This is a genomic window from Candidatus Protochlamydia amoebophila UWE25, assembly GCF_000011565.2.
Taxonomy (GTDB): Bacteria; Chlamydiota; Chlamydiia; order Chlamydiales; family Parachlamydiaceae; genus Protochlamydia; species Protochlamydia amoebophila.
In genome coordinates this window covers 1,692,877-1,714,563 of sequence record NC_005861.2, presented here as the reverse complement: position 1 = coordinate 1,714,563, position 21,687 = coordinate 1,692,877, and the positions used below count along the sequence as shown (strand labels likewise).

Here is a 21,687-nt window from a genome sequence, read left to right as displayed (position 1 = left end):
TCTAAAAGACAAGCTAAACAGCTTAAAAAGCTTAACATATCGAAAATGTTCATCCAAAGCATTTGACATATCTTGGATCCGTCAAAAACCTGCATAAACAAGCTTTTTTACTTGGAAGAGAAAGCCAACCGCAATTAAAAAAAATTACGGTGGCTAATTTATACAAACAGCTTGAGTTTAGATATGCAAAGAAGAACGTTTACTGTATTTGTCGAGGAATGGCATAATAATTTTGAATGCAAGGCATCTCTCTCAAGTAATTCCACGTTTGAACATAAGTCAACTGTTCTCCTTGTCGAATTTCTTCCTTTTCTGAATCACTTATAAATTCATTAATAAATTGTTTTTGATATTCTTTAAGTGGAAGAGATAAAGAACCTAGCTTTACCCATTTTTTTCTAATCCCTCGTCTTGTAATCGGACTATTTATTAATTCAGCTCCTGCTAAAAATACATGTCCTAAATCATTTTGTAGAAATAAAAATCTAATGTTTTCATCATTTGACAAAAAAACATTAGCTCTTAATCGACCGTAAAAAGCACTTGTTATAACTTGCGATCTTTCAACTTTAGTGAAATTGGGCTTAACTGCATTATCTTCAAAATCATTTTTAGAAGAAATTGCAGGTATTCCATTTATAAAAAAATTTTCTGGTGTTTCCCTTGGTTTTAGTGAAAATGGTCCACTTTCATCCTGTACCGAACTGTCTTCATCCTGTACAAGTGTTTGCTCATCTTGTACAATGTGATACTTTTTATCTTTTGTTCTAGGTGTCTTTTTAACAGCCTTATCACTTTTAGCTACAACATACTGAAGAAAATCGTTTCCCAGGCTTCCGTCCAAAGGCTGAATATCATCCTGTTCATTTAAGATTTCAAAGAAGCGTAGGTTAATTCTAATAGGAATCAACAACCTTTCTTCACCCGATCTTGTTTTTCCAATATGATCTTTAAAGGTTTTATCAAGTCTTCTCCAAGTAGCCTGTGATTTGCTGAGCCAAAATAAACGAGGATAAAGTTTATTTTCTTTTTCTATAAAAGCAAAAATAAGAGGTCTTTTTTGAAAGGAAGAATTTATTATAGTAAAACAATTTGTACTGTGATATTTAACATCTTCATAAACAATACAATAGTTTATTTTCAAATTTAACGTATACATACCCGAAAGTAACCCTTCAAGTTTAGGGTCTTCACCTTTTTTACAAATAATTTCTTTTGTGAGTAAAGGATAAGGCAAATTCAAATAAGCAATAAGGGCTTGATTTCTTCCTTGTATAGCACATTCAACAACGTTTTGATTGAATTGAATCTGAGGTTTAGTAAGTAGAGTTTTTAGCTCATCATCAGTAGAGACTATGTTGATAAGAGCGCGAACTTTTTCAAACTCCCCAGCGCGCGCGAATGAGTAGATAAACCATTTTCCATCACCAATTGATAAATCAAATATTTTTTTTCTGATTTTTTCTATTATTTGTTTAATTGAATTTCCAGAGGTTGTATCATATTTTTTTACAATTCGTATTAATTGCATGACATTTTTTTCATCTATGCAACCCCTTTTATCCCAAATTAGTTTTAATCGTTTACTGAGATCTTCATTAGATGTATTCTCGACTTGATCTAAGAGCATGCTAAAATGTTGTTGAAGTTGATGCAGTTGAATAGAAGTCATAATTTTCCTCAAATTGTTTTATTGTTATTGTTTACTTATCAACTTAAAGATCATTTATTTGGCAATTCTAAACATGTAAATAGAATGTTACAAAATAACATCAAGCTGTAGTTCTTCCTTTCGCCATGATTACAATTTGCTGGCATTTATTATAACCTTATTAAAAATATTTATTGATGTAATGTAATTTTTAGCCTTAAAAGAAGCAATAAAAAATATGCTTAAAATTTAAGTAAATAAAAACGACTATACCGACTTTCCTTAAAAACCTACAAGTTTGATGCTATTTCCCTGTTTTGTTGGTGGAAAGCCTTTTCGAGTCTTATGCTATAAAACCTGTAGAGCTTGTTGCATTTTTTAATGCTGTATGTCTGAGCGCGAACTTTTATATTTATTGCTATTGAACCATAGACGTAAATATTTAGCGTATCAGAGAAAAAACCAAATAATACCATATTCAATAAACTTAATTTTTGTACTGGTTTTTATTTTTAAATTACAACCCGCTTAAGTAATCCAGGCGTTTTAATTAAAACAGAGATATGCTTATGTAAAAGTTAAGCTTTGTAACGTGATAAAAAAAACCGTCTATGGAGTTAAAATTCAAAGACGGGAAAAAAGTCTAAAAGATTGAGACTGGTTCAATAGCTTAAAAAGTTCAATATATTGGAAATGTTCATCCCAAGCATTTGACATATCTTGGATCCATCATGAACCTGCATGTACAAGCTTTTTTTACTTGCAAGAGACAAGCCAACCGCAATTAAAGCAAAATTGCGGTAGCTAATTTAAACAAAAAGTTTCTTTTTTGAATATACTAAGAGGACTGCATGCTATATCTTTGGAGGAATGCTATAATATTCTTGAATGCACGGCATCTCTCTCAAGTAATTCCATGTTTGGACATAAGTCAACTGTTTTCCTTGTGAAATTTTATCCCACTCTGAATCACTTATAAATTTGTCATGAAATTGATCACGATATTCTAGAAGTGGAAGCGATAAAGAGCCTAGCTGTACCCAGTTTTTTTTAAGTCCTCGTATTGTAACATTCTCTTCCACTAACTCGGCTCCCGCTAGAAATACATGGTTTAAATGATTTTGTAGGAATAAAAACCGAATTGCTCTATCACATGATAAAAAAACATTAGCTTTTAAACGGCCATAAAGGCGGCTATCTATAATTTGCGATTCTACGCTCTTAGAAAAATCAGGCCTTTGTTGTTTGTTTATAAAATCATTTAAATGGGGATCTTCTGGTAAATGCTCAGGGCCTAAAAGAATATTGCCTCTATGGGTTTCTGGCATTTTTGGAACGTCAGCACTACTTGAAGATGTATCATCTGTACTTTCAGCTCCTTCAGCGGTTTTCTCATTTCCATTGGTAAGAAATCCTGCTGGATTTAAGAACCAGCCAGGTTGTTGAACACCTTTATCACTCCATGCCACAACTCTCTTGAGAAATTCTTCTACATACGTTTTGTTTGAAATCGGAGCAAAACCTTTTTGTAAAATTTTAAAAATTTTTAGATTGATTAAAATAGGAAGAGCTAGCCATTCTTCACCCTTATTCGATTTTCCGATCCAATCTTTAAATATTTTATCAGTTCTCCTCCACATAGATTGTGATTGGCTAAGCCAAAATAAACGGGGATAAATCTTTTCTGATTTTTCTATAAAAGCAAAAATAAGAGGTCTTTTTCCAAATACGGATTCTTCCAAAAGGAAACAGTTTGTAAAGTGATAAGTAACATTTTTATAAGCAAAGCTATGCTCAATACTTAAATTTAATGCTTGCATACTTAAAAGCAACCCTTCAAGTTTGGGATCTGCGCCTTTTTTACAAACAATTTCTTTCTTAAGTAAAGCCTCAGGCAACTTCAAGTAAGCAATTACGCCTTGATGTCCTTTACGTTTAGCATAACCAAGAGCAGTCTCACCTGATTTGCTCTTTGATTCAAGTAAATTATTAATCGAATTAGTAGAAACTAAATTAGTAAGTGCTTGGATCGTTTCAACATTTCCAGCATATGCGCATTCGTGTATTAGGCCCCTACCCTTTGGAGTTGTGTAATTAAATATTTTATCTCTAATTTCTTTTATCACTTCATCAAGCTTAGAATTTTTATGCTCTAAACCATGTTTTTTTAAAATTCGTGTTAACTGAATTACATTTTTATCATTTAACCAATCATCAAAAATTTTTAAGATAGCTCTTAATTCAGGCAGTAATTTTTTGTCATTTAAAGGTAATTGCTCTATGGTGTTTAGCCAACTATCAAGACTTTTCACATTAAAATTATCAAAGCTTTTCACGCTGTTTTGTTGCATAAATTTCCTAAATTTATTTTTATATTTTTCAACTTCTTATCTCAATATAAGAATCACTTTATTGACAATTTTAACAATTAATAGGACATTAAAAAATAACATTCAGCAGCAGCCCTTGCTGTAGTCAGGATTTCAACTTGCTGTAGTCAGGATTTCAACTTGCTGAATTTTAATGTAACATTATTAAAAATATTTATTGATATAATATAGTTTTTTAAACTTAAAAAAAGCAATGAAAAATATACTTAAAATTTTCAGAAAAGAAAGAGATATTAATATTTTCAAATACCCATTTGTCAAAATGTATTTAAAAAATAGGAAGTTTGATTTTTAGAAATTGAAGAAACAATCAAAGAGGTTTTAGATACCGGTGCACTTTATCAAACGAAAGTTTATCGACGCCGTCCAAAAGGAAACCATAAACCTTGTATTGTGAATTTTGTCTTAAAAGTTTTTCAACCGATGAAAATAAATCAATAGTCTAAAATCGAAAGATTAAAAAAATATAAAAATTATTTATTCTTAATAAAATGCTGTTTTACTTTTTAGTATTCTTGAATTTTTGACGCTTTTGCCATTTGATTTTGTATAAGATTCAGAATATATTGCTTTGATTTAAGATAAATAAGCAAAAATCTTTCAGATATAATCAGTCCGTATCACCATGGAAAACGTGAAATGCCTAAATCTAGGATAAACTTTTTATTTTACTTTTTCAGTTTTTAAAAGCTCAATCTGTTCTTTAAAAGATTAAATTTCTTGTCATTATACCTTTGAAAAAATCCGCGGCTGAGTTTCTGCTTTTTTTAGCCTTGCATTTCCTTCCAAAACAAAATATTTCTTCTTACAGGAGTACCTCTACCTCCCAAAGATTTAATTGCCTTTCTGTGCCCATAAAAGTACTTACAGTACTAGAAATAAATAATTATTGAACTTGTTCAAATAGTGATATGTTGCTATAATAACATTGTTACATTGCAACAAGGTCAACCTATGAGAAAACGTATTAATCAAAAACAAGTTAAGCTTCAACTTGATACGAGAAATCGAATTTGCTTAACCCAATTTTTACCCAAAGGTCTTGAAATTAGTTCATTTCGAGCTTATCAAGAGGATGGAAAAATTATACTCGAGCCTTTAATAGAAGTTCCAGCATTAACCATGTCCTCACTGATGAAAGGTATTGAAGATATTAAAGAGGGTAAAATTAGCGAACTAGACAGAGATTTTTCGGAATTCATAAACGATGATGAAATTTAAGCTCAAGTATTCGGCTGAGGCGAAAGATCAATTTTTAGCGTTAGAAAGCAGTAAAGACAAAAATTCTCAATACAAAGCTGTAGCTAAGACATTAGGTCTTATGCAAATTAATTTGCGTCACCCTTCGTTAAATACTCACAAATTTGGGGCTATTTTCTCTCCTTTTGATGGGGAAGTTTTCGAGTCATATGCTCAAAATAAAACACCTGGAGCATATCGCGTCTTTTGGTGCTATGGCCCTAGCCGTGGATACTTATATATTATTGCTATTACACCACATCCGTAATTCTATCGTATTCATCTACTACAATCAGAAAAGTGCTTCAATCAGCTTTCAAATTAAAAAGTCATTCAATTGTTTTTCAATTAAAAGAGTATTAACTCGCATACTCGAATACTCGAATATTTTTACGTGAATAGCATTACTTATATAAATCTACATAAGAAATTTACAAACATTGATACAATTTTTCGGATATAATTGAAATAATCCGCATTTTTGTATCAGAGAAAAACATCATTCTATTAATATTTTTTATTCTGTTTTTTCACTTTTTAAAAGCTCAATCTGTTCCTTAAGAAATTGAATTTCTTTATTCATTATATCGTATCTTTGAAAAAATCCACGGCGGAGATTATTCTGCGTTTCTTTCAAATCGTGCATTTCTTTCCAAAACAAAATATTTTCTTCTACAGGAGTACCTACATCCCAAAGACTCAATTGCCTTTCTGTGCCCATAAAATACCTCTAATCTTTTAACGTCTTCAAAGCCATTGAGTGAACTTAAATATCTCCCACAAATCTAGTAGACATGTGACCGTAACTTATATAGTTAACGAGTATTGCCTGAATAGCTTCTAATAGACTAATATGCTGATTGTTACAGGTCAAAACTTTTTTTATCTACAAAATTTTTCCGCAATATTTGTTAGATTTATTTTTTGCTATTGTCGACATCGATTCTAGTAAATAGGGGAAAGATGTCATACCTAATCAGAAAAGCAATATTACTTTAAAAGCAAAATTACAAGATGTTCTAAAAGTCGTTATAGATTCTACAGTCTACTTAGAAATAAATACCTTTTTAAAAGAGAAATGCGTTTTCAACAATCGAAATATTTGTTGTCACTTTTCGCCATTCTCGACACTCGTCTCGTTGAAGTAAGCTTTTAAAGTGGTTCCAGTAACATACCATTTTCTTCCTAATTTCTTTCCCTTGATTTGCCCTTCTCCAAGCAACTTTCTTACCGTCTTCTCTTTAATACCTAATGCTGTTGCCAAAGCTGGAACATCGAACAGAGAATCATCGTCAATTTTTATACTCATAAGTAGCGTCTCTTTATTCTTCAGATAATTTTAAAAGGTCCTGCACCAGGCTTAATGCGTTTTGTGGCTATGAAAGTAAATCATTGTAGTTTTGGGATAAAAAAAATTTAATGAGTACTTATTTAAAACCCATTCAATAAAAGGTTTGATTTGCTTTTTATACGCCTCCCTTGAATTGGACATCTATGCCAGCAATAAATCGTTCTATTAAACCCACAGCATCAAACCTGCTTTCCTGAACGATCGTGTCACACTCTCATAGTGCAAAAATCATAAAATCCACATGTTTATACGGTTACCTACATAGACATAAAAATAACATAAGAGACATACAAAAGACAACAGGAAAGCTATAAAGATCAATAATTAGCTTGAATCTATACTATGCCGCTTGTTAAGATCGATAACTTAATGCCCCAATTTTTGAGGATGAAATGCCAAAGGAAAATAAGACCAAAAACTCTGTAGCTAAGATTGAAAAGGCCACTCTGTTTTCAAATAAAGAATACGCTTCAACTTTGGCAGAACTTAAGAAAACAATTCAACAATGCCAGATAAGAGCAATTACAGCCGCCAACAAAGAGTTAGTTCGTCTTTACTGGATGGTCGGCAAAACAATTGTTGAGAAACAGGAAAGCTGTGGATGGGGTAGCAAGTTCATTGATAAATTGACCAAAGACCTGCAACACGAATTTCCTGGAATAGAAGGTTTTTCCCGCACAAATATCTTTAGGATGAAAGCTTTTTATCGTGAATATAAATTAGTCCCACCGCTAGTGGGACAATTTAATGAACTAGAACATTTAGGGGTTTTAGCACAAATTCCCTGGAGTCATAACATTGTTTTAATGGAAAAGCTTGATAATATTGAAGAGCGTATTTGGTATGCAAATAAAACCCTAGAGCATGGCTGGAGTCGCGATATTCTCTCTATGTGGATAGACTCAAAACTGCACAAGAGAGAAGGTAAAGCGATAACAAACTTCAAAACTACCTTACCAGCTCCGCAATCAGATTTAGCCCAGCAAGCGTTAAAAGATCCGTTCTTGTTTGATTTCTTAACACTCCATAAAGATCATCAAGAAAAAGACCTGGAAGATGGTTTGGTTAACCATATTCAAAAGTTTTTATTAGAGCTTGGACAAGGGTTTGCTTTCATGGGTAGGCAATACCAAATCAATGTAGAAGGCGACCCATACTACATTGACCTACTTTTTTATCATGTGAAACTTAGAGCTTTCGTCGTTATTGAACTTAAAGCACGTGCGTTTAAGCCTGAGGATGCAGGACAGCTCAATTTCTATTTGTCTGCTGTAGATGACATGTTAAAGCACCCTAGCGATAATCCAACAATCGGCATTTTATTATGCAAAACAAAAAAGAAGGTCAAAGCCGAATATGCTTTTAGGGACATTAAAAAGCCAATGGCAGCAATTGAATACGAAACTATGTTGACCAAAGCACTACCCGAAGAGCTTAAATCAAGTCTACCTTCAATTAAAGAAATCGAAGAAGAGTTAGAGAAAGACACAAAGAATGACACCAAATACTAAGTAAAAATCGCTACAAGCCCATTAAATAAATTTAAATGTTTCCCGCCAAAACTATATAGATAAGACAATTGAAAAATTAAAAAATAAACTTGAGGGAATCAATACGTCAACAGTAAGTGTAAAAAAACAGATCTTAAGAGATAAAACAGCAGTATTAAGCTTAGAAGGTTTCCAAAAATCACCCATAACATCCTTTTTTTTTGTTTCTTTTGTGTAGTCGATTTGAAAGTAGTCAAGTTCAGTGAATAGCCAGTGTCACCATGTGAATAAAAAAGTGCAAGCAATGATCACTATAAAAAGTATCGCTAGCATTTTAAATTTTCTCTCTTTTTCTTTTTTAAAACCAATCGTGATCTTCAAAGACATGTTTCTTTACAACGTGCTTTATATTTCGAATACTGAGCAGGCCTTTGGTATTCAAAATTTTGACCAGAACCCAATACAAGACATTTTCTCCTTTATTCCTTTTACAGTTTTCTATTGTTGTAATTTCGCTTTTTAAGGATCGAGAAATTTTTAAAATTACGCATGTGGTAATTCAATAAGGTAATTATCCTAATAGCGAGTTATTCAATTCTTTCATGGCTTCACTGATATTTTGTCTAATTTTAGCCGGGGTACTTAGACGATGGTGCCAAAGCTTAAGACGTAATCCCCAGTCAATTACTTGCATGATATGTTCTTTGGACCAGGCTTGTAATAAGTTTTCAAATTCTCGAAGATAAGAAGGTTTCAAAGACTCAGAAATTTTATATTTCGGGTCATTGAGTAGTTTTTTTTCGTTAAAGAAATTCCATAGAAAGTGAGCACTATGTGAGAATTGATGGGTTATTTGTTCTGTTTTTTCTTTAGTCGAATTCATTTCGGAAGATAAATATTTTTGTTCGTTAAGAATTAAGGTATCTACAGCTTCTTCTCGCCAATAATCTTGTAGATAACCTAATTCTTTCGCCACAAAGTAAGCGTCATCCAAAATTTTTAATGCTCTGTCTTTTTTCCGCTTGTATACAGTTTCAGGCATTTTTATCGCGATGGCAATATCTTCCCAATTGCAATTGATTTTGAAGACTTTTTTTTCTTCATGATGGTTAGAACGCCGCATCATTTCATATTGATAACGTAAAAAAAGAAGAAAGCGAAATGTATAAGCGAAGCTTTTCGACTTCCCACAACAGAACGAACTTCTTCTCGCCAATTGTAGGGGATAAGCATGAAATTGCTTTCTGTTTGATCTAAAAAAATGGGACTCGGAATGATTTCATAATATTCCAAATTCCCGTTAGGCTTATTACGGATTTCTTTAATGACAAATAACGTATCAATTGCCATTACTTCTTCTTTCTTCCACTTTTCATCAGCCCCCTTTTCAGGGTTGCCATTAGCATCTAACACCAATCTGTCATAATAAAAACAATATTGAGCTGTAGCTAGGTGCTTTAACGCTTCCATGGCTCTTTCTTTTTCCGCCATGCTATTAATGTTTACTCCTGCCCATTTCAAAATTTATGCTTGAGTAGCTTTTAAGCAAGGAATTTTATTTACGTATTTATACGTCGAAGGAAGATCTCCAAAAGCATATTTGTCATCTACAAGGTCTGATTTTTCTAAAGGCAGTGTATTTCCTTTATAATCGGTTAGAGTAAAACCTCTCAAAATTCCTTCCATAATTCTAGCTTGGCTATCTGTAAGATCGATACCAAAACGCTCAATTTTTTCCTGAACCTTAACACCATAAGTTTTGCTAAAATTTTGAATATAGTCTTCATCAAATAAAGTCAGTTGATTTTCATGCCCTAACAAATTTTTGATCGAATTTAATCCAATTAAAGTAGCTTACTCTTTGTCTTTAGTATCTAAGGATTTAGGTGATCTTTTTTTTCCGCCCATTTAATAAAAGCCTTTTAATTTAATGGTTCAGGCAAAAATAAAGGTCTTTTTCATGTATGGACAAACAATTTTAGTAAGTTTTAGATTATGAAAAAATCTGCTAATTTGCCGTAAAACGAAATAATAACAACAATAAGAACGAAAAAAAATTAAATATTCAACAAAATTGAAGCCAGTCACAATTTGTCGCATTCAGTCACAATTTGTCGCAAGTGCTTCTCTCTGATAGCTACTCTTTTTTAGTCACAATTTGTCGCATCCAGTCACAATTTGTCGCAAAACAGTTTAGATTATCTTTATTTTATTTTACTCAAACAAGCATTCAAGGTTAATTAAAAATAAATGAAATGTAAATTTATCGTTGACACTGTACGTTTTCATGCTATTAAGTTAGGCTTAATAATCGAAAGGCCGAAAAAAATGATAGATTTCTTAAATATAGACGAAGCTTGTGAATTTTTAAATTTATCCAGGCCAACTCTTTATAGATATGCAAAAGAAGGAAAAATTCCTTCTGTTAAATTTGGTAAGACTTGGCGTTTTCATAAAAAATTACTCGAAGAATGGCTTCTTAATGAAATGAAAGAGGCTGCTCAGAGGAGAGCGAAACAACAACCAGATAATCAATTAAGTGAAGAAAAAGATATTTTTTCAGAAAACTAACTAAAGAGTAATTTGCCTTTAATGCTTGTAAGCTAAGGCATCTACCTCTAATTATATATTTTAGGGCTAAAATGAATTGAGACGTTGAAAATGCGTAGGGATATAAAAAAAATTAAGCCATAAAAGGCGCCAACCTTTTATGGCCAAAAGCTGTGGTCACACACCGACAGTAATTGTATTCCCCTATATTATCAAAGTATAACAAAAGTATTCAAGGGAAAACTCTATATAGATTTTTTTTGTCTATTTTTTTTAATTTCCTATTCTTATGTTTTAAATATTAGGAACTTAAGAACACTTTGATTTTAACGTCTCCTGCAACAAACAGGAGAATTTTGTGATTTATACCATCAATGAAACCGTTGAACAGGTGGGAAAAATTGCCATACAAGGCAATATTATTCCCAATGAGTGGTACGCTCATCTTCGCAATGAAAAAGGTAAAATTCAAACCAATGCTGCTTTAATCTTAGCTGACATTGTTTATTGGTACCGACCTATCCCCACTTACGATATCAAAACGAGCGAAATGGTAGGCTATGGAAAAAAGTTCAAAGATGATCTTTTACAGTTGAATTATAAATATTTTAATAAAAAGTTCGGCTTTAGCGAAATACAAAGCCGAAATGCTTTGATTTTCTTAGAAAATAAAGGGCTTATTTTTCGAGAATTTCGCGCTACGAAAATAGGGTCTTACTTGCTTAATAATGTTATGTATATAGGAATTTATCCAGAAAAGATTTCTTCTATTACTCAGCAGACTGATCACTCCTTATCAACTTCAATTCCAGAGATGCAAATTAATCCATCAACTCTACAAACTCCCTCCATTCAAATAGAATCTCCTCAATTTAAAACCAAAGAAAAAGATTGGTCTGTTAAATTTTCGGATGAACAAAAAAGCTTTTTGAATTATTTGCTAAATATTCAGCCTGAAATGGGTGATCCCATTGAAAAGAACCATGCCACATGGTGGATTAAAAGTTTTGGGATCGAGAAGATCCAAACAGCTCTTCAAGTTTATTGGGAAAGAGTTGAAAGAGCTAAACTAGATCCTGCTGTTCCTATGCCCCAACATATGGGCAAATACATGTGTACAGCTCTTAATGAAGACTTACGTCCCATGGGCTCGAATTCTTGTACCCCCTATTTAGAAAAATCGAAACAGGTGGTCATGAAAATGAGACGACATATACAAATATATCAATGACATCTATGTCTTTAAATGAGATCAATGATAGCAGCAAATCACTGACCCATCAAAAAAATGAAGCTTTAAAAACAAAATCCTCAACCAAACAAAATTTTGTTAAATCACCTATTTCATTAAATAAACCTATTCCTTCCATTCCTAAAAATTTAAACAAAGAAAATTTTAAAAACCTGGATTGGAAAAAAACTTTTAATTCAGACGAAAAGAAATTTTTAAATTATCTTCTCCATCTTAAGCCTGTTCAAGGAGATTGCATTGAAGAAAAGCATGCAACCTGGTGGATCAAAAATTTTGGGATCGAGAAGATCAAAATAGCTCTTCAAGTTTACTGGCAACAACAAAGTAAATTCAAAAATTCCTATGCCAATGAAGCTAGCAGCATATGTCAGGCAAGCTTTAAATAAAGGCACGCAACCTTGCAAAGGTGCTGATAAAAAAATAAAAGCATTGCTGAGCAATTTAAAAACGAAATGGGATGACTGACTTAACAATAACAGAAAAATATTGTCGAGCTGAAGAACTTGGCAAAGAGTGGTATTATAGTCTGCCGGAAAGCCTTTTCGTAGAAAGTTTAAAGACTACATTTGCAAATTTTTATAGCAATAATGAAAAGCAATATTTTGTGGCTTAACTTTTTAATAAACAAAATATTTACAGATCATTTCTATTTTTCCATCAAATCTTATTTAAGAGATTGTTGAATTACACAGTAACAACGGCACAATCTATAAATAAAATTTTGGTTAAATTAAAAATGGATAAAAAAAATAAGTTAATATTGGAAATTTGCATTTTTATTTTAATCAGAAAATAAAGTTAAATGCTAGATAGTGTAGTCACGAGACTTTTGCCCATATAGCAATACATCTAATATGGATTGCAGCCAAGAATGAGGCTGTGTTCTTTGCATAACGGGTCGCTATTCCTCTCCAGCGCTTCAAATGTAAAAATGCATTTTCCACCAAATGCCTTAACTTATAGAGATCTTTATCGTATTCTCGACCAGCTATGCGATTCTTTCGTGGAGGAATCACCACTTGCATTCCCTGACTTATAGCTTGCTCAACGATTACGTCGCTATCATATCCTTTGTCTGCCATTAATCGCTCAGCTGTAAGACCAGCGATCAAATTGCTTGCTTGAGTACAATCTGCTGTTGTGCCTTCTATAATAATGACCCTGATCGGCAGACCATGCGCATCCACGGCAAGATGCAATTTTGTATTGAGCCCCCTTTTGTACGACCCATGCTTTGATTACCTCCTTTAGCTCCCGTTGCATGAGGATGCACTTTACAATGCGAAGCATCTATTACAAGCCATTCATAATCTGGATCGTCAATCAGCACCTCAAGCAACCTTTCCCAGACTCTCTGATTGCGCCATCGGATAAATCGCCGATGAGTATTGCTCCAACCACCGTAATCTGGAGGCAAATCCCTCCATGGAGCTTTCGTTCTTAATATCCAAAATACTGCATTGATAAAAATCCTATTATCTCTTGCTATACCACCCCAAGCCCCTCTTTTTCCTGGCAAATGAGGTTCCAGTAAATTCCAAACTCTGTCGGATCTATCATGTCTTCTGTTTGCTTCCATAAGATGCTCCATTGATGAGCGTAGAAGAGTAGCACATTTAAGCATTTATTTTATTTCTCTTGACTACACTATCTAAGGCATTTGGTGGAAAATGCATTTTTACATTTGAAGCGCTGGAGAGGAATAGCGACCCGTTATGCAAAGAACACAGCCTCATTCTTGGCTGCAGTCCATATTAGATGTATTGCTATATGGGCAGAAGTCTCGTGACTACACTACCTAGCTTGCTCGCTTATGGTGGGGGAGAAGATAAAGCGAGTTCATAATTTCTTAGAATAAAATTGTATGATTATGTCTCTACCCATTCTAATTAATTAATAAAATTTATTCGTTTCTTAGAAGATTAAGAAGAACAATAGAGCGTTCATCGGAGGTACGGCTAAGCTCAACCTTAGCTTTTCTAAGAATAGTATCTACTTGTTTTTGGGGAGATGTCATAGAAGCTTCTTGAAGGCTTGATAACAATTGCTCATTTGAAAATAAAGGTTTTTTGGCAAAAGTATCGGAGGAGCATAAGGAACCATAGAAAAGAATTGCATCTCCAACATTCCATGGATGTTCGATTTCCACAAATGAGTTTAAATGATTAATTCCTAGGGGAGAATTTTCAGAATTAATGAGTTCTAATTGCAATTTTTCTTTTGGGAGATACCATAAGTGTCCACATCCACAAGAAATAAACCGGAAGAGATTTTCTTGAGGAGAAAGAATAAGATAACTAAAAGAGAAATTTTGCTTCATAGGATCATTTAACAAGAGTGCATTGAGGACCGTAGCCATTTCTTCAGGTCTTTGAGTAAGTTGACAAAGAGCACGAACCATTCCTCTTAAAACTGAAGTATAGACAATTCCTGCTGAGCCTTTTACGGAAGGTTCTCCAATGATGATTCCGTAGCCGTGATGGGGGAGATTAAAAAAATCATAATATAAACTCGATATTCCCAAACTTTTATAAGAAGCAAGCCCTATATCAATTTTAGACCATTTGGGAGGATTGTCTGGAACTAAAGAATGCTGAGCGTGACGCAAGCTTTCTGAAAGATCGCTTAATGGATCTAATTCTTTGTTTTCTTTAAGCAGAGCTGGAGAATAAAGGTAAGCAGAGACATCTGTCATAAAATCAACGATATCTTGATACCGATCCTCAGGATTTAACTGTAAAGCTTTGGCTAATATTTTTTGTAGCCCTTTAGGCATGATAGAAAGATGAATTTGTCCATGGCTCAATTTTCCAAGCACGAGTTCATAAGTGATGATACCTAATGAGTAAATATCTGAGGGATAAGAAGTTGATTCAGGATTGTTTTTTTGTTCGGGACTCATATAAATAGGAGTTCCAATTAAACGGCGTTGAGATTTTGGATCTGTTTGCCCTTCTGTTAAAAGCTGAGCAATTCCAAAATCAATAACTTTGACTCCTCCTGATTCTGTCACTAAAATATTTTCAGGCTTGACATCTCGATGAATCACACCATGAGCATGAAGGTGGCATAGAGCCATTGAAATTTCCATAACTAGCTCTAAAGCATGCTTAAGAGAAATTAGATTGCGTAAAAGATATTGCCTTAAAGAAATGCCTTGGATAAATTCCATGGCAATATAAAGTCCGCCTTCCCACTCTCCTTGCCCATATAACTTAACAATGTTTGGATGATCTGCAAGTCCAATAATTTCAGATTCACGCAGAAAGCGTTGAACCATTTCTGGATTGGAAACAAATTCTGGAAAGAGAACTTTAATAGTGATAGGGTCCTTGGTATCTGGGTGTGTGGCCAGATAAAGAATACTCATACCGCCCTTTTCGAGTAGAGCTTCTACTTGATAAGGGCCAATTTTTTCAGGAATTTTAACAATATTTTTAGTTGAATCAAGGGCGGTTGGTAAAGTTATTCGTTTGCTAGGATCTAATTCCACTGTATTAACCTAAAATATCAAAAATCAATTCTGAGTAAAAGCTATGTCATTTATTCATTAAAAAATAATCGGTAATCAATGACCTAATTCTAAAACTCTCACACCTAAAACTTCCCCAATACGAAGTAGCTCTCCTCGTCCGACAATTTTTCCATTAATCGTTAAATCGACTCCATCTTCCGGTTTAATGTTTAATTCAAGCATATTACCGGGTTCAAGTTTGAGTAAATGATCCATAGACATTTGGATACGGCCGACTTCTACAGTCAGATTGACAGGAATTTGGTTAGGGGTAATGAGACCTGTTTTTGTGTTTTCTGTAATAGAAGAAGCTGGACTACTTTGAGATGCATTGTTTTTGGGAGAAGATTGTTCTTCTTCTGTTACTTCGTCTAAAGTAAAATTTTCATCATCATCTTCAGTCTCTTCCTCATCGTCTTCAAAATCAAAATCTTCGTCTTCATCTTCGTCTTCAGTAAAATTTAAGTCACTTAAATCATCATCATCTTCTTCTGATTGTTTTACCATAGGGAGTTCCTCTTGTGGCATATTTAATTCTTGTAAAGGTGTTTCAACTTCTTGGATGAGAGGGGTTTCTAAAATTTTGATAACACCATCTTTGATTTTTCCTCGATGGGCAGGCTTTCCGTTAACCGTTAGCATAAGACGGCCTGTCAATTCTTGAGGGTCTAATGAGCAGCTATCCAAAACAATAAAATCACCTAAACAAACTGAAGACCACTCTTTTAATGAAAGTGTCGTCTTTCCAACTTCTAAATGTACTTGAATATCAATAGCTTTGGCAAGTTCGGTCGTCAAATGAGAAGGGCCTCGGGAAGCAAAATGCTCGACCCAGGAACGTCTCAAATCTTTTGAAATAATTAATCGACCCCAGACTATTTGTTCTTGAAATTGCAAACAGATATCTAGACATAAAGCGCTTTCATTAGGTAAAGAAGTTTGATTAGTGAGAATAGGAGTAATTGATTTATCGAAGTTAAGCTGATTAGTGTGGTAAAGAACTTCCAGAGCAAAAAATCGATAAAAGCTTTCACTTAATGCTCGATCTTGAAAACTAATAGGGTGAGACTCTTTAGTTAAAAGCCATGTCTCTAAAATAGCCATTTCCTGTTCCGGCATTATCCAACAAGCCTGTCCTTGTAAAGTTGGAATTGCAAAATGTAAAGGAAATGGGGAATCCCCTAGCCCTTCATATAAATTTTCTTGAGAACGCCAAACCAATTCTTTGGGTTGAATAAACAATCCTTCTCGATCGAAAGATTTTGCAATGCGTTGAGAAAGCTCTTCCCAGGGAAAAGGAGGAGCAGACCCTGTTAGGGGAATTTCATCTAAATTTTTTAATTCTGGATCAATTGTACGAATCCAATCATAGGAAGCTGAAGGAGTTGCCATTTTGTCTAACCTGAGTTTGTATTCCCTATGCAATTTATAGTAGGCGTTAAAATTAATTTTTTTAAATACTATTTTCTCATATTTTTCTCAAAATTTGGAGAGAAATTTTGTCATTCATGTCAAATACTAATATGTACAATAAAAATGGATTAGAAAAAAGTGAATAACTTATCCATGCATGAAAAGTTTCTTATTTTATCCATCCGTAGAAATGTCGGATGAGGGTTGTTTAATAAAAAAAGATAGCCAATAAATGCATTGGCTATCTATGAAAAAAAAAATAAAAATTTTTTAACAATTAAGTTTACTCTTCTTCTTTTTGGTCTTGGGCTTGTTGATCTCGTTTTTGTTCTCGCTCTTCCCTAGTGAAATATTTATAAGAGTCCGTATCAGCATTCGCTTCAGGAAGGGTCGTTGTGGTTAAAACGTTAACAATAATATCTTGTCGCGCAAGGTTTTCTACTAAAGAATCTTCAACAATTTTACGATCTAAAAATCGCTTCGCTTCATCAGTTAAGTTGGCAAAAGCGACATTGAATTCTCGCGCCGCTCCTTCAAAATTTGTTAAAGTGACTGTTGCTCCTTCAAAAATAGGGGGATATCGAAGTGTGACAACTGTATCTGTCTTTTCACCTGTTTTAATAATCTGCATTTTTTCTACAATTTGGGCGACGATATCTTTAATTGACGATAAAGTTTTTGGTTCTTCAGCCAATTCCGCTTTATCTGCTAAAAAGGCGATCGGACGCTGTTGTGAATTAATGGCTGATAAATCTACCTGTTCTTCTCGTGCTTCGAATGGAGTTCGGCTAAGTTTCTGTTTTTCTTTTTTAGGAGAGGGAGCAGCGCTGTCAGTTGCTAAAGCAAGGGAGCTGTTTTTTTCTTTTTTTCCTTCAATGACAGATTCACGAACAATTTCTCCGTGAAGAAAAGTATCTTTCAAGGGTTTTTCAGTGGAGTTTTGCTCAAGTTGAGGATTCTTATTTTCAGCCATTTCCAAAATTGGCTGTTGGTCGTTTTCTTCTTTTATAAAAGGATTTTTTGCAACCATACTAGGGGATTTGCGGGTTGATTTATTTTTTGCTGACAGATCAAAAAGAGAGAGGGGAGCCGCTTCATTTTCTTCTTCCAGTCCGGCTAATTCTTCTTGTTCTTTTGAGGGATCTTCATCATTACGAACAAGTTTTTTAAAATTTTTATCACTGCGTGGAGTGCCTTCAGGGCGACTTCGACCAAGGCTTGAAGAATCAGACCTTGGATTAAATCTAACTGGGTTGATTTCATCAGATGATGGCATATTACACTCCTTTTCCGTTAAATAAGCTGCTAACTGCGCTTTCACTTTTTTGTTGCTTTCCTCAGAGAACTTAAGAATTGCGTCTTTGATTAGAGACAAAAATGATCGAACCTAATTCATCTTGTTCCCTGCCTTCCACAATTTCAAGTTCTTTACGCATTTCCTTTTCCCAGTCTTTTTTATGACTTAAGAGCTTATCTACTTCTTGTCTTTTTATACGTAATTCTTCTTTCGCTTGATCCAAATTTTTTTGAGCAATTTTAACCTGCTCTGCTTGGTCTTTAACTTTTTTTTCCTCGATTGCTAATTTTTCTTCCACGACTTTAATGTAAGCTTTCATTTGAATAACTTTTGGGCTAGTCGTTCCTTGATCTAATTGCTCTCTTAATTGATTCAATTTGTCTTGTTTGTGACTCTTTACTTTATTTCTTTCCGCTTCTCGTTCGGCTAACTTTTCTTTTTCTTTTTCCAGTGCTAATTGCTTTTGTTTAACATTTTTCTCGGCTTCTTCAACGCGCCTTTGTTTAACTTCAATGACTTGTTTTAAAGGATAAACGATTTTGCTCATAATTTAACCAATTTTATCTGAAGAGAGATTTCAGGAGTTGGACAGTCTCTTGAAATGAGCATTTTTCGTCGACACCTTGTTTGAGAAATTTTAAAACTTTTTCGATATAGTCTATGGCAAAATCTCCTGCTTTATCCGCCCCTCTTTTGTATTCGCCAATTTTAATTAATAGCTCGTTTTTTTTATAATTAGCTAAAACTTCTTTAAGTTTACCAACTAATTGCAAGTGTTCTTTGGGAACAATGGCATTCATGACACGACTTGCAGAGGAGAGAACATCAATGGCGGGATAATGATATTGACGTGCAAGTTCACTAGATAAAATAATGTGACCATCCAGAATAGAGCGTACTTCATCAGCAACGGGTTCATTCATATCATCTCCAGCCACTAAGATAGTATAAAAAGCTGTAATACTCCCTTTATCAGAATTTCCCGCTCTTTCCAATAGTTTAGGAAGCGTTGAAAAGACTGAAGGAGTATAACCAGCTCTTGCCGGAGGTTCGCCTGCTGCTAAGCCTACTTCACGCAGAGCTCTTGCAAATCTCGTCACCGAATCCATCATTAAGATGACAGATTTACCTTGATCTCTAAAATATTCAGCAATCGCAGTACCAACGTAAGCTGCATTGAGACGAAGCTGGGAGGCTTGGTCAGAGGTCGAGACCACAAGGACAGATCTTTTTAGTCCTTCGGGACCTAAATCCTTTTCAATAAATTCTCTGAGTTCTCGCCCTCGCTCCCCAATTAAACTGATTACATTGACATCTGCGACTGCATTGCGAGCAATCATTCCAAGTAATGTTGATTTACCACCACCTGCAGCAGCAAAAATCCCTACTCTTTGTCCGAGGCCTGTAGTTAATACGCCGTCAATAGCCCTTATTCCAACGGAAATAGGGTTATGAATAGGCATTCTTTTGACAGGGTCAGGAGGAGCTTGAATAACAGGATAGGTCTCTTCTAAGATTAAAGGACCTTTGGTTTCTTCGTCTAAGGGTTCTCCTAAACCATTTAAAATTCTCCCAAGCAATTGAGGGCCGACTTTGATGTGTAAAGGAAGATGAGTGGGAATGACTTCAGAAGAGGGGCCGATACCAGTCATTTCTCCTAAAGGAGAAAGAAGGACTTCGTCTTTTGTAAAACCCACCACTTCTGCGCGTAAAGGGTCACCTGCTCTTTTGATTAAACAAACTTCCCCAATTTTTACTTGAGGCACCACAGCTTTGATTAACATTCCAACAATTTCGGTAATGCGGCCATTCACCGTCGTAAGTTGAAGTTCATCTAGATCATCCAGAAGTTTGTCAATTTGATCATTAAAAAACATGAAATTTACCCTTAGTTGGAAACAATAGTAGATAGAAAATAAGGACAAAATATTCCTTATATTAAGATATCAAGAATGAAGAAACCAACCAATATTTTTTTTGCTTTAGACTTGAACGTTCATGATTGTTTTTGTCGATTCTAAAGCTTTATTTAATAAACTAGTGAACAACTCAATTTGTTGTTGAATATAACCAACTTTAATCTGTATGGCGAGCATACTAGCAGGGGTCATCTGAACTTTAGTAAGATTTAAGTGTTCAATTGTTTGGTTCAAATGTTCAAGTTGATATTGGCTACTTGTTAAGTATCCAATAAAGCGTTTAATAGGGTTAGGGCTGTTGATATCAGTAACTTGTGCAGCGGGAGGAGTGTATTCAACACCTGCTTTAGATAAAGCAATTTTTAAATTGTCGTCGATATGTGTTAAGCGGTTGCGGAGTAAATTTTGATAAGAAGGCTTTATTTCTGCTTGAGTTTGACTAAGTTGTGTTTTGACTTGGTCTATTTGAGCAATAACAGATTGAGCCTGATTTCTTAATTCTTCCGGCGTTAATGTAGAGATTTTCGCAACTTTTGTGTTGAGTTTTCCGACCTCTTCTATGAGGGAAGAAGGAGTTGTTTTTTTATTGGTTGTGGCAGCTATCCCTTCAATCTCATCATTTTGAAGCTGTTTTTTCTTTTTGTTTTCTTGATCCGTTGCTGTTCCATTTCCTTGTACAGTGACATTTTCATCTCCAAAAATGGGATTTTCCACCGAATGAGCTTGTTCGGGCGCAACCACTGACCCATCTAATCGCTGAAAAGAGGGTTGAATTGTAGAAGAAGTATTTAAAAAATTTTGAAAATGCTCTTTATTGGGAGCCACTCGTTCTAGCTCTTCATGAATTTGAGGCTGCTGCTTATTAAGTGCTTCTCCCACTTTTTTTACTGCTTCAATTTTTTGTTCTAATGCCATGGCAAGCTTCCTTCACCTTTAGTGTTTAAAAGAATAACGAATGACCCAAGAAAAATTCAATCTCCTAATTTTAGAAAAAACTTTGAAGGTTAAATCCTTCTTAGGGTCAAGTTCGGGGTTAGACTGAAGTCTAACTAACCGACAATTATCCTTTAACGTTACGAGCCATTGATGAGATTGCTGAGTTGGATGCACTCACAACAGCCGTGGACATCTCTGATAATTGAGATAGGTGATTCATCAACATTTGCATGTCGAACATATCAGCAATACTGATAGAACTACGTCTTGCTTTCAAGATTTCCAGTTTTCTTTTTGCACTAACTGTCGCATCGTTAACAATGCTAATCAAAAAGTCAACTTTAAATCCTTCCCCTACGTAGTTACCTTGAAAATCACCACTACTTCCTCCACCAGTCGCCATATTTCCTCCTACTACTTCTGCTTATTAATGTTAATAAGTTCAGTAGGGAATTCAGATTTGGGAAATTACACTTCCTGAAGTTTAAAGAGAATTAAAGTCTCTTATCCACTTCTTTTCTGAAACGCTACAACACTTAAATACTTTACCAAATTTTTTGAGGACTTGTATTCGAGGCCTTTTAAAACCTCTTCCTTTCTATTTCTAATGATAGCAAATTCTAATAATTAAATCAATATAGTGAATATTTTATTAAATAAATAATTTGATTTTAGATAATTAAAA

22 protein-coding genes and 1 pseudogene are annotated in these 21,687 nt (G+C 34.2%); 8 read left to right on the top strand and 15 right to left on the bottom strand.

Annotated features, from left to right (window positions below; genetic code table 11):
• Nucleotides 1-199: 199 nt before the first annotated feature.
• The gene (locus PC_RS06815; RefSeq protein WP_011175966.1) at nucleotides 200-1,672 is read right to left on the bottom strand and encodes a hypothetical protein; all 1,473 of its coding nucleotides are present in this window, start codon (nucleotides 1,670-1,672) and stop codon (nucleotides 200-202) included.
• A gap of 833 nt (nucleotides 1,673-2,505) precedes the next feature.
• The gene (locus tag PC_RS06810) at nucleotides 2,506-4,002 is read right to left on the bottom strand and encodes an ankyrin repeat domain-containing protein (protein WP_011175964.1); all 1,497 of its coding nucleotides are present in this window, start codon (nucleotides 4,000-4,002) and stop codon (nucleotides 2,506-2,508) included.
• 993 nt (nucleotides 4,003-4,995) lie between these two features.
• Here PC_RS06810 and PC_RS06805 point away from each other — a divergent pair.
• Entirely contained in the window at nucleotides 4,996-5,262 is a 267-nt protein-coding gene (locus PC_RS06805) for a hypothetical protein (RefSeq protein WP_044045164.1), read from the top strand.
• Nucleotides 5,249-5,548, top strand: coding sequence for a hypothetical protein (locus PC_RS06800; protein WP_011175962.1), 300 nt, complete (start codon nucleotides 5,249-5,251; stop codon nucleotides 5,546-5,548). The genes PC_RS06805 and PC_RS06800 overlap by 14 nt, the downstream gene beginning before the upstream one ends.
• A gap of 249 nt (nucleotides 5,549-5,797) precedes the next feature.
• Here the strand turns inward: PC_RS06800 and PC_RS06795 are convergent, their stop codons facing one another.
• The gene (locus PC_RS06795) at nucleotides 5,798-6,001 is read right to left on the bottom strand and encodes a hypothetical protein (protein WP_011175961.1); all 204 of its coding nucleotides are present in this window, start codon (nucleotides 5,999-6,001) and stop codon (nucleotides 5,798-5,800) included.
• 387 nt (nucleotides 6,002-6,388) lie between these two features.
• Nucleotides 6,389-6,589 (bottom strand): helix-turn-helix domain-containing protein, encoded by a 201-nt coding sequence (locus tag PC_RS06790; RefSeq protein ID WP_011175960.1) that lies wholly within the window; start codon nucleotides 6,587-6,589, stop codon nucleotides 6,389-6,391.
• A 434-nt stretch (nucleotides 6,590-7,023) separates the two neighbouring features.
• Between PC_RS06790 and PC_RS06785 the strand changes: the two genes are divergently transcribed.
• Nucleotides 7,024-8,142 (top strand): PDDEXK nuclease domain-containing protein, encoded by a 1,119-nt coding sequence (locus PC_RS06785; RefSeq protein ID WP_011175959.1) that lies wholly within the window; start codon nucleotides 7,024-7,026, stop codon nucleotides 8,140-8,142.
• Between the two features lie 550 nt (nucleotides 8,143-8,692).
• Here the strand turns inward: PC_RS06785 and PC_RS06780 are convergent.
• From PC_RS06780 to PC_RS06770, 3 genes are read right to left on the bottom strand one after another with little or no spacing between them, the layout of a single operon-like run.
• Nucleotides 8,693-9,247 carry a hypothetical protein gene (locus PC_RS06780; RefSeq protein WP_181679085.1) on the bottom strand — a complete coding sequence of 185 codons (555 nt, stop codon included), beginning with the start codon at nucleotides 9,245-9,247 and terminating at the stop codon, nucleotides 8,693-8,695.
• Nucleotides 9,244-9,612 (bottom strand): hypothetical protein, encoded by a 369-nt coding sequence (locus PC_RS06775; protein WP_044045163.1) that lies wholly within the window; start codon nucleotides 9,610-9,612, stop codon nucleotides 9,244-9,246. The genes PC_RS06780 and PC_RS06775 overlap by 4 nt, the downstream gene beginning before the upstream one ends.
• A gap of 33 nt (nucleotides 9,613-9,645) precedes the next feature.
• Nucleotides 9,646-9,942: a hypothetical protein gene (locus PC_RS06770; RefSeq protein ID WP_011175955.1), complete on the bottom strand. Its 297-nt coding sequence runs from the start codon at nucleotides 9,940-9,942 to the stop codon at nucleotides 9,646-9,648.
• A gap of 507 nt (nucleotides 9,943-10,449) precedes the next feature.
• Here PC_RS06770 and PC_RS06765 point away from each other — a divergent pair.
• The 4 genes from PC_RS06765 (at nucleotide 10,450) to PC_RS11345 (ending at nucleotide 12,536) form a co-directional block, all read left to right on the top strand.
• A complete protein-coding gene (locus tag PC_RS06765; RefSeq protein WP_181679084.1) occupies nucleotides 10,450-10,692 on the top strand; it encodes a helix-turn-helix domain-containing protein in 243 nt (80 codons plus the stop codon).
• A 337-nt stretch (nucleotides 10,693-11,029) separates the two neighbouring features.
• A complete protein-coding gene (locus tag PC_RS10010; protein WP_011175953.1) occupies nucleotides 11,030-11,902 on the top strand; it encodes a hypothetical protein in 873 nt (290 codons plus the stop codon).
• Between the two features lie 5 nt (nucleotides 11,903-11,907).
• Nucleotides 11,908-12,309, top strand: coding sequence for a hypothetical protein (locus PC_RS06755; RefSeq protein WP_011175952.1), 402 nt, complete (start codon nucleotides 11,908-11,910; stop codon nucleotides 12,307-12,309).
• 71 nt (nucleotides 12,310-12,380) lie between these two features.
• Nucleotides 12,381-12,536 carry a hypothetical protein gene (locus PC_RS11345; RefSeq protein ID WP_181679083.1) on the top strand — a complete coding sequence of 52 codons (156 nt, stop codon included), beginning with the start codon at nucleotides 12,381-12,383 and terminating at the stop codon, nucleotides 12,534-12,536.
• A gap of 205 nt (nucleotides 12,537-12,741) precedes the next feature.
• On the opposite strand, the gene PC_RS11340 is transcribed toward PC_RS11345, so the two are convergent.
• Nucleotides 12,742-13,502, bottom strand: a protein-coding gene (locus PC_RS11340; protein ID WP_420885538.1) for an IS5 family transposase whose coding sequence is annotated in 2 segments (ribosomal slippage) — nucleotides 12,742-13,148 and nucleotides 13,148-13,502 — 762 coding nt in all. Because the reading frame shifts where the segments join, the coding sequence is not laid out codon by codon here.
• Between the two features lie 63 nt (nucleotides 13,503-13,565).
• Between PC_RS11340 and PC_RS11335 the strand changes: the two are divergent.
• A pseudogene (locus tag PC_RS11335) lies at nucleotides 13,566-13,712 on the top strand (IS5/IS1182 family transposase); the annotation flags it as partial.
• Between the two features lie 114 nt (nucleotides 13,713-13,826).
• On the opposite strand, the gene PC_RS10005 reads toward PC_RS11335, so the two are convergent.
• The 7 genes from PC_RS10005 to PC_RS06710 all read right to left on the bottom strand — a co-directional run bounded on the left by PC_RS10005 (nucleotide 13,827) and on the right by PC_RS06710 (nucleotide 21,405).
• The gene (locus tag PC_RS10005; protein WP_011175950.1) at nucleotides 13,827-15,416 is read right to left on the bottom strand and encodes a protein kinase domain-containing protein; all 1,590 of its coding nucleotides are present in this window, start codon (nucleotides 15,414-15,416) and stop codon (nucleotides 13,827-13,829) included.
• 75 nt (nucleotides 15,417-15,491) lie between these two features.
• Nucleotides 15,492-16,829 (bottom strand): type III secretion system cytoplasmic ring protein SctQ, encoded by a 1,338-nt coding sequence (gene sctQ, locus PC_RS06735; protein WP_011175949.1) that lies wholly within the window; start codon nucleotides 16,827-16,829, stop codon nucleotides 15,492-15,494.
• A 304-nt stretch (nucleotides 16,830-17,133) separates the two neighbouring features.
• Nucleotides 17,134-18,126, bottom strand: coding sequence for a hypothetical protein (locus PC_RS06730; RefSeq protein ID WP_011175948.1), 993 nt, complete (start codon nucleotides 18,124-18,126; stop codon nucleotides 17,134-17,136).
• 70 nt (nucleotides 18,127-18,196) lie between these two features.
• Complete coding sequence (locus tag PC_RS06725; RefSeq protein WP_011175947.1) at nucleotides 18,197-18,694, bottom strand: hypothetical protein; 498 nt, start codon at nucleotides 18,692-18,694, stop codon at nucleotides 18,197-18,199.
• 13 nt (nucleotides 18,695-18,707) lie between these two features.
• On the bottom strand, nucleotides 18,708-20,024 hold the full coding sequence (fliI, locus tag PC_RS06720) for a flagellar protein export ATPase FliI (protein WP_039359951.1): 1,317 nt from the start codon (nucleotides 20,022-20,024) through the stop codon (nucleotides 18,708-18,710).
• 105 nt (nucleotides 20,025-20,129) lie between these two features.
• Nucleotides 20,130-20,981, bottom strand: a complete 852-nt coding sequence (locus PC_RS10000) for a hypothetical protein (protein WP_011175945.1) — start codon at nucleotides 20,979-20,981, stop codon at nucleotides 20,130-20,132.
• Between the two features lie 145 nt (nucleotides 20,982-21,126).
• Nucleotides 21,127-21,405, bottom strand: coding sequence for a DUF5407 family protein (locus PC_RS06710; RefSeq protein WP_011175944.1), 279 nt, complete (start codon nucleotides 21,403-21,405; stop codon nucleotides 21,127-21,129).
• Between the last annotated feature and the right edge of the window lie 282 nt (nucleotides 21,406-21,687).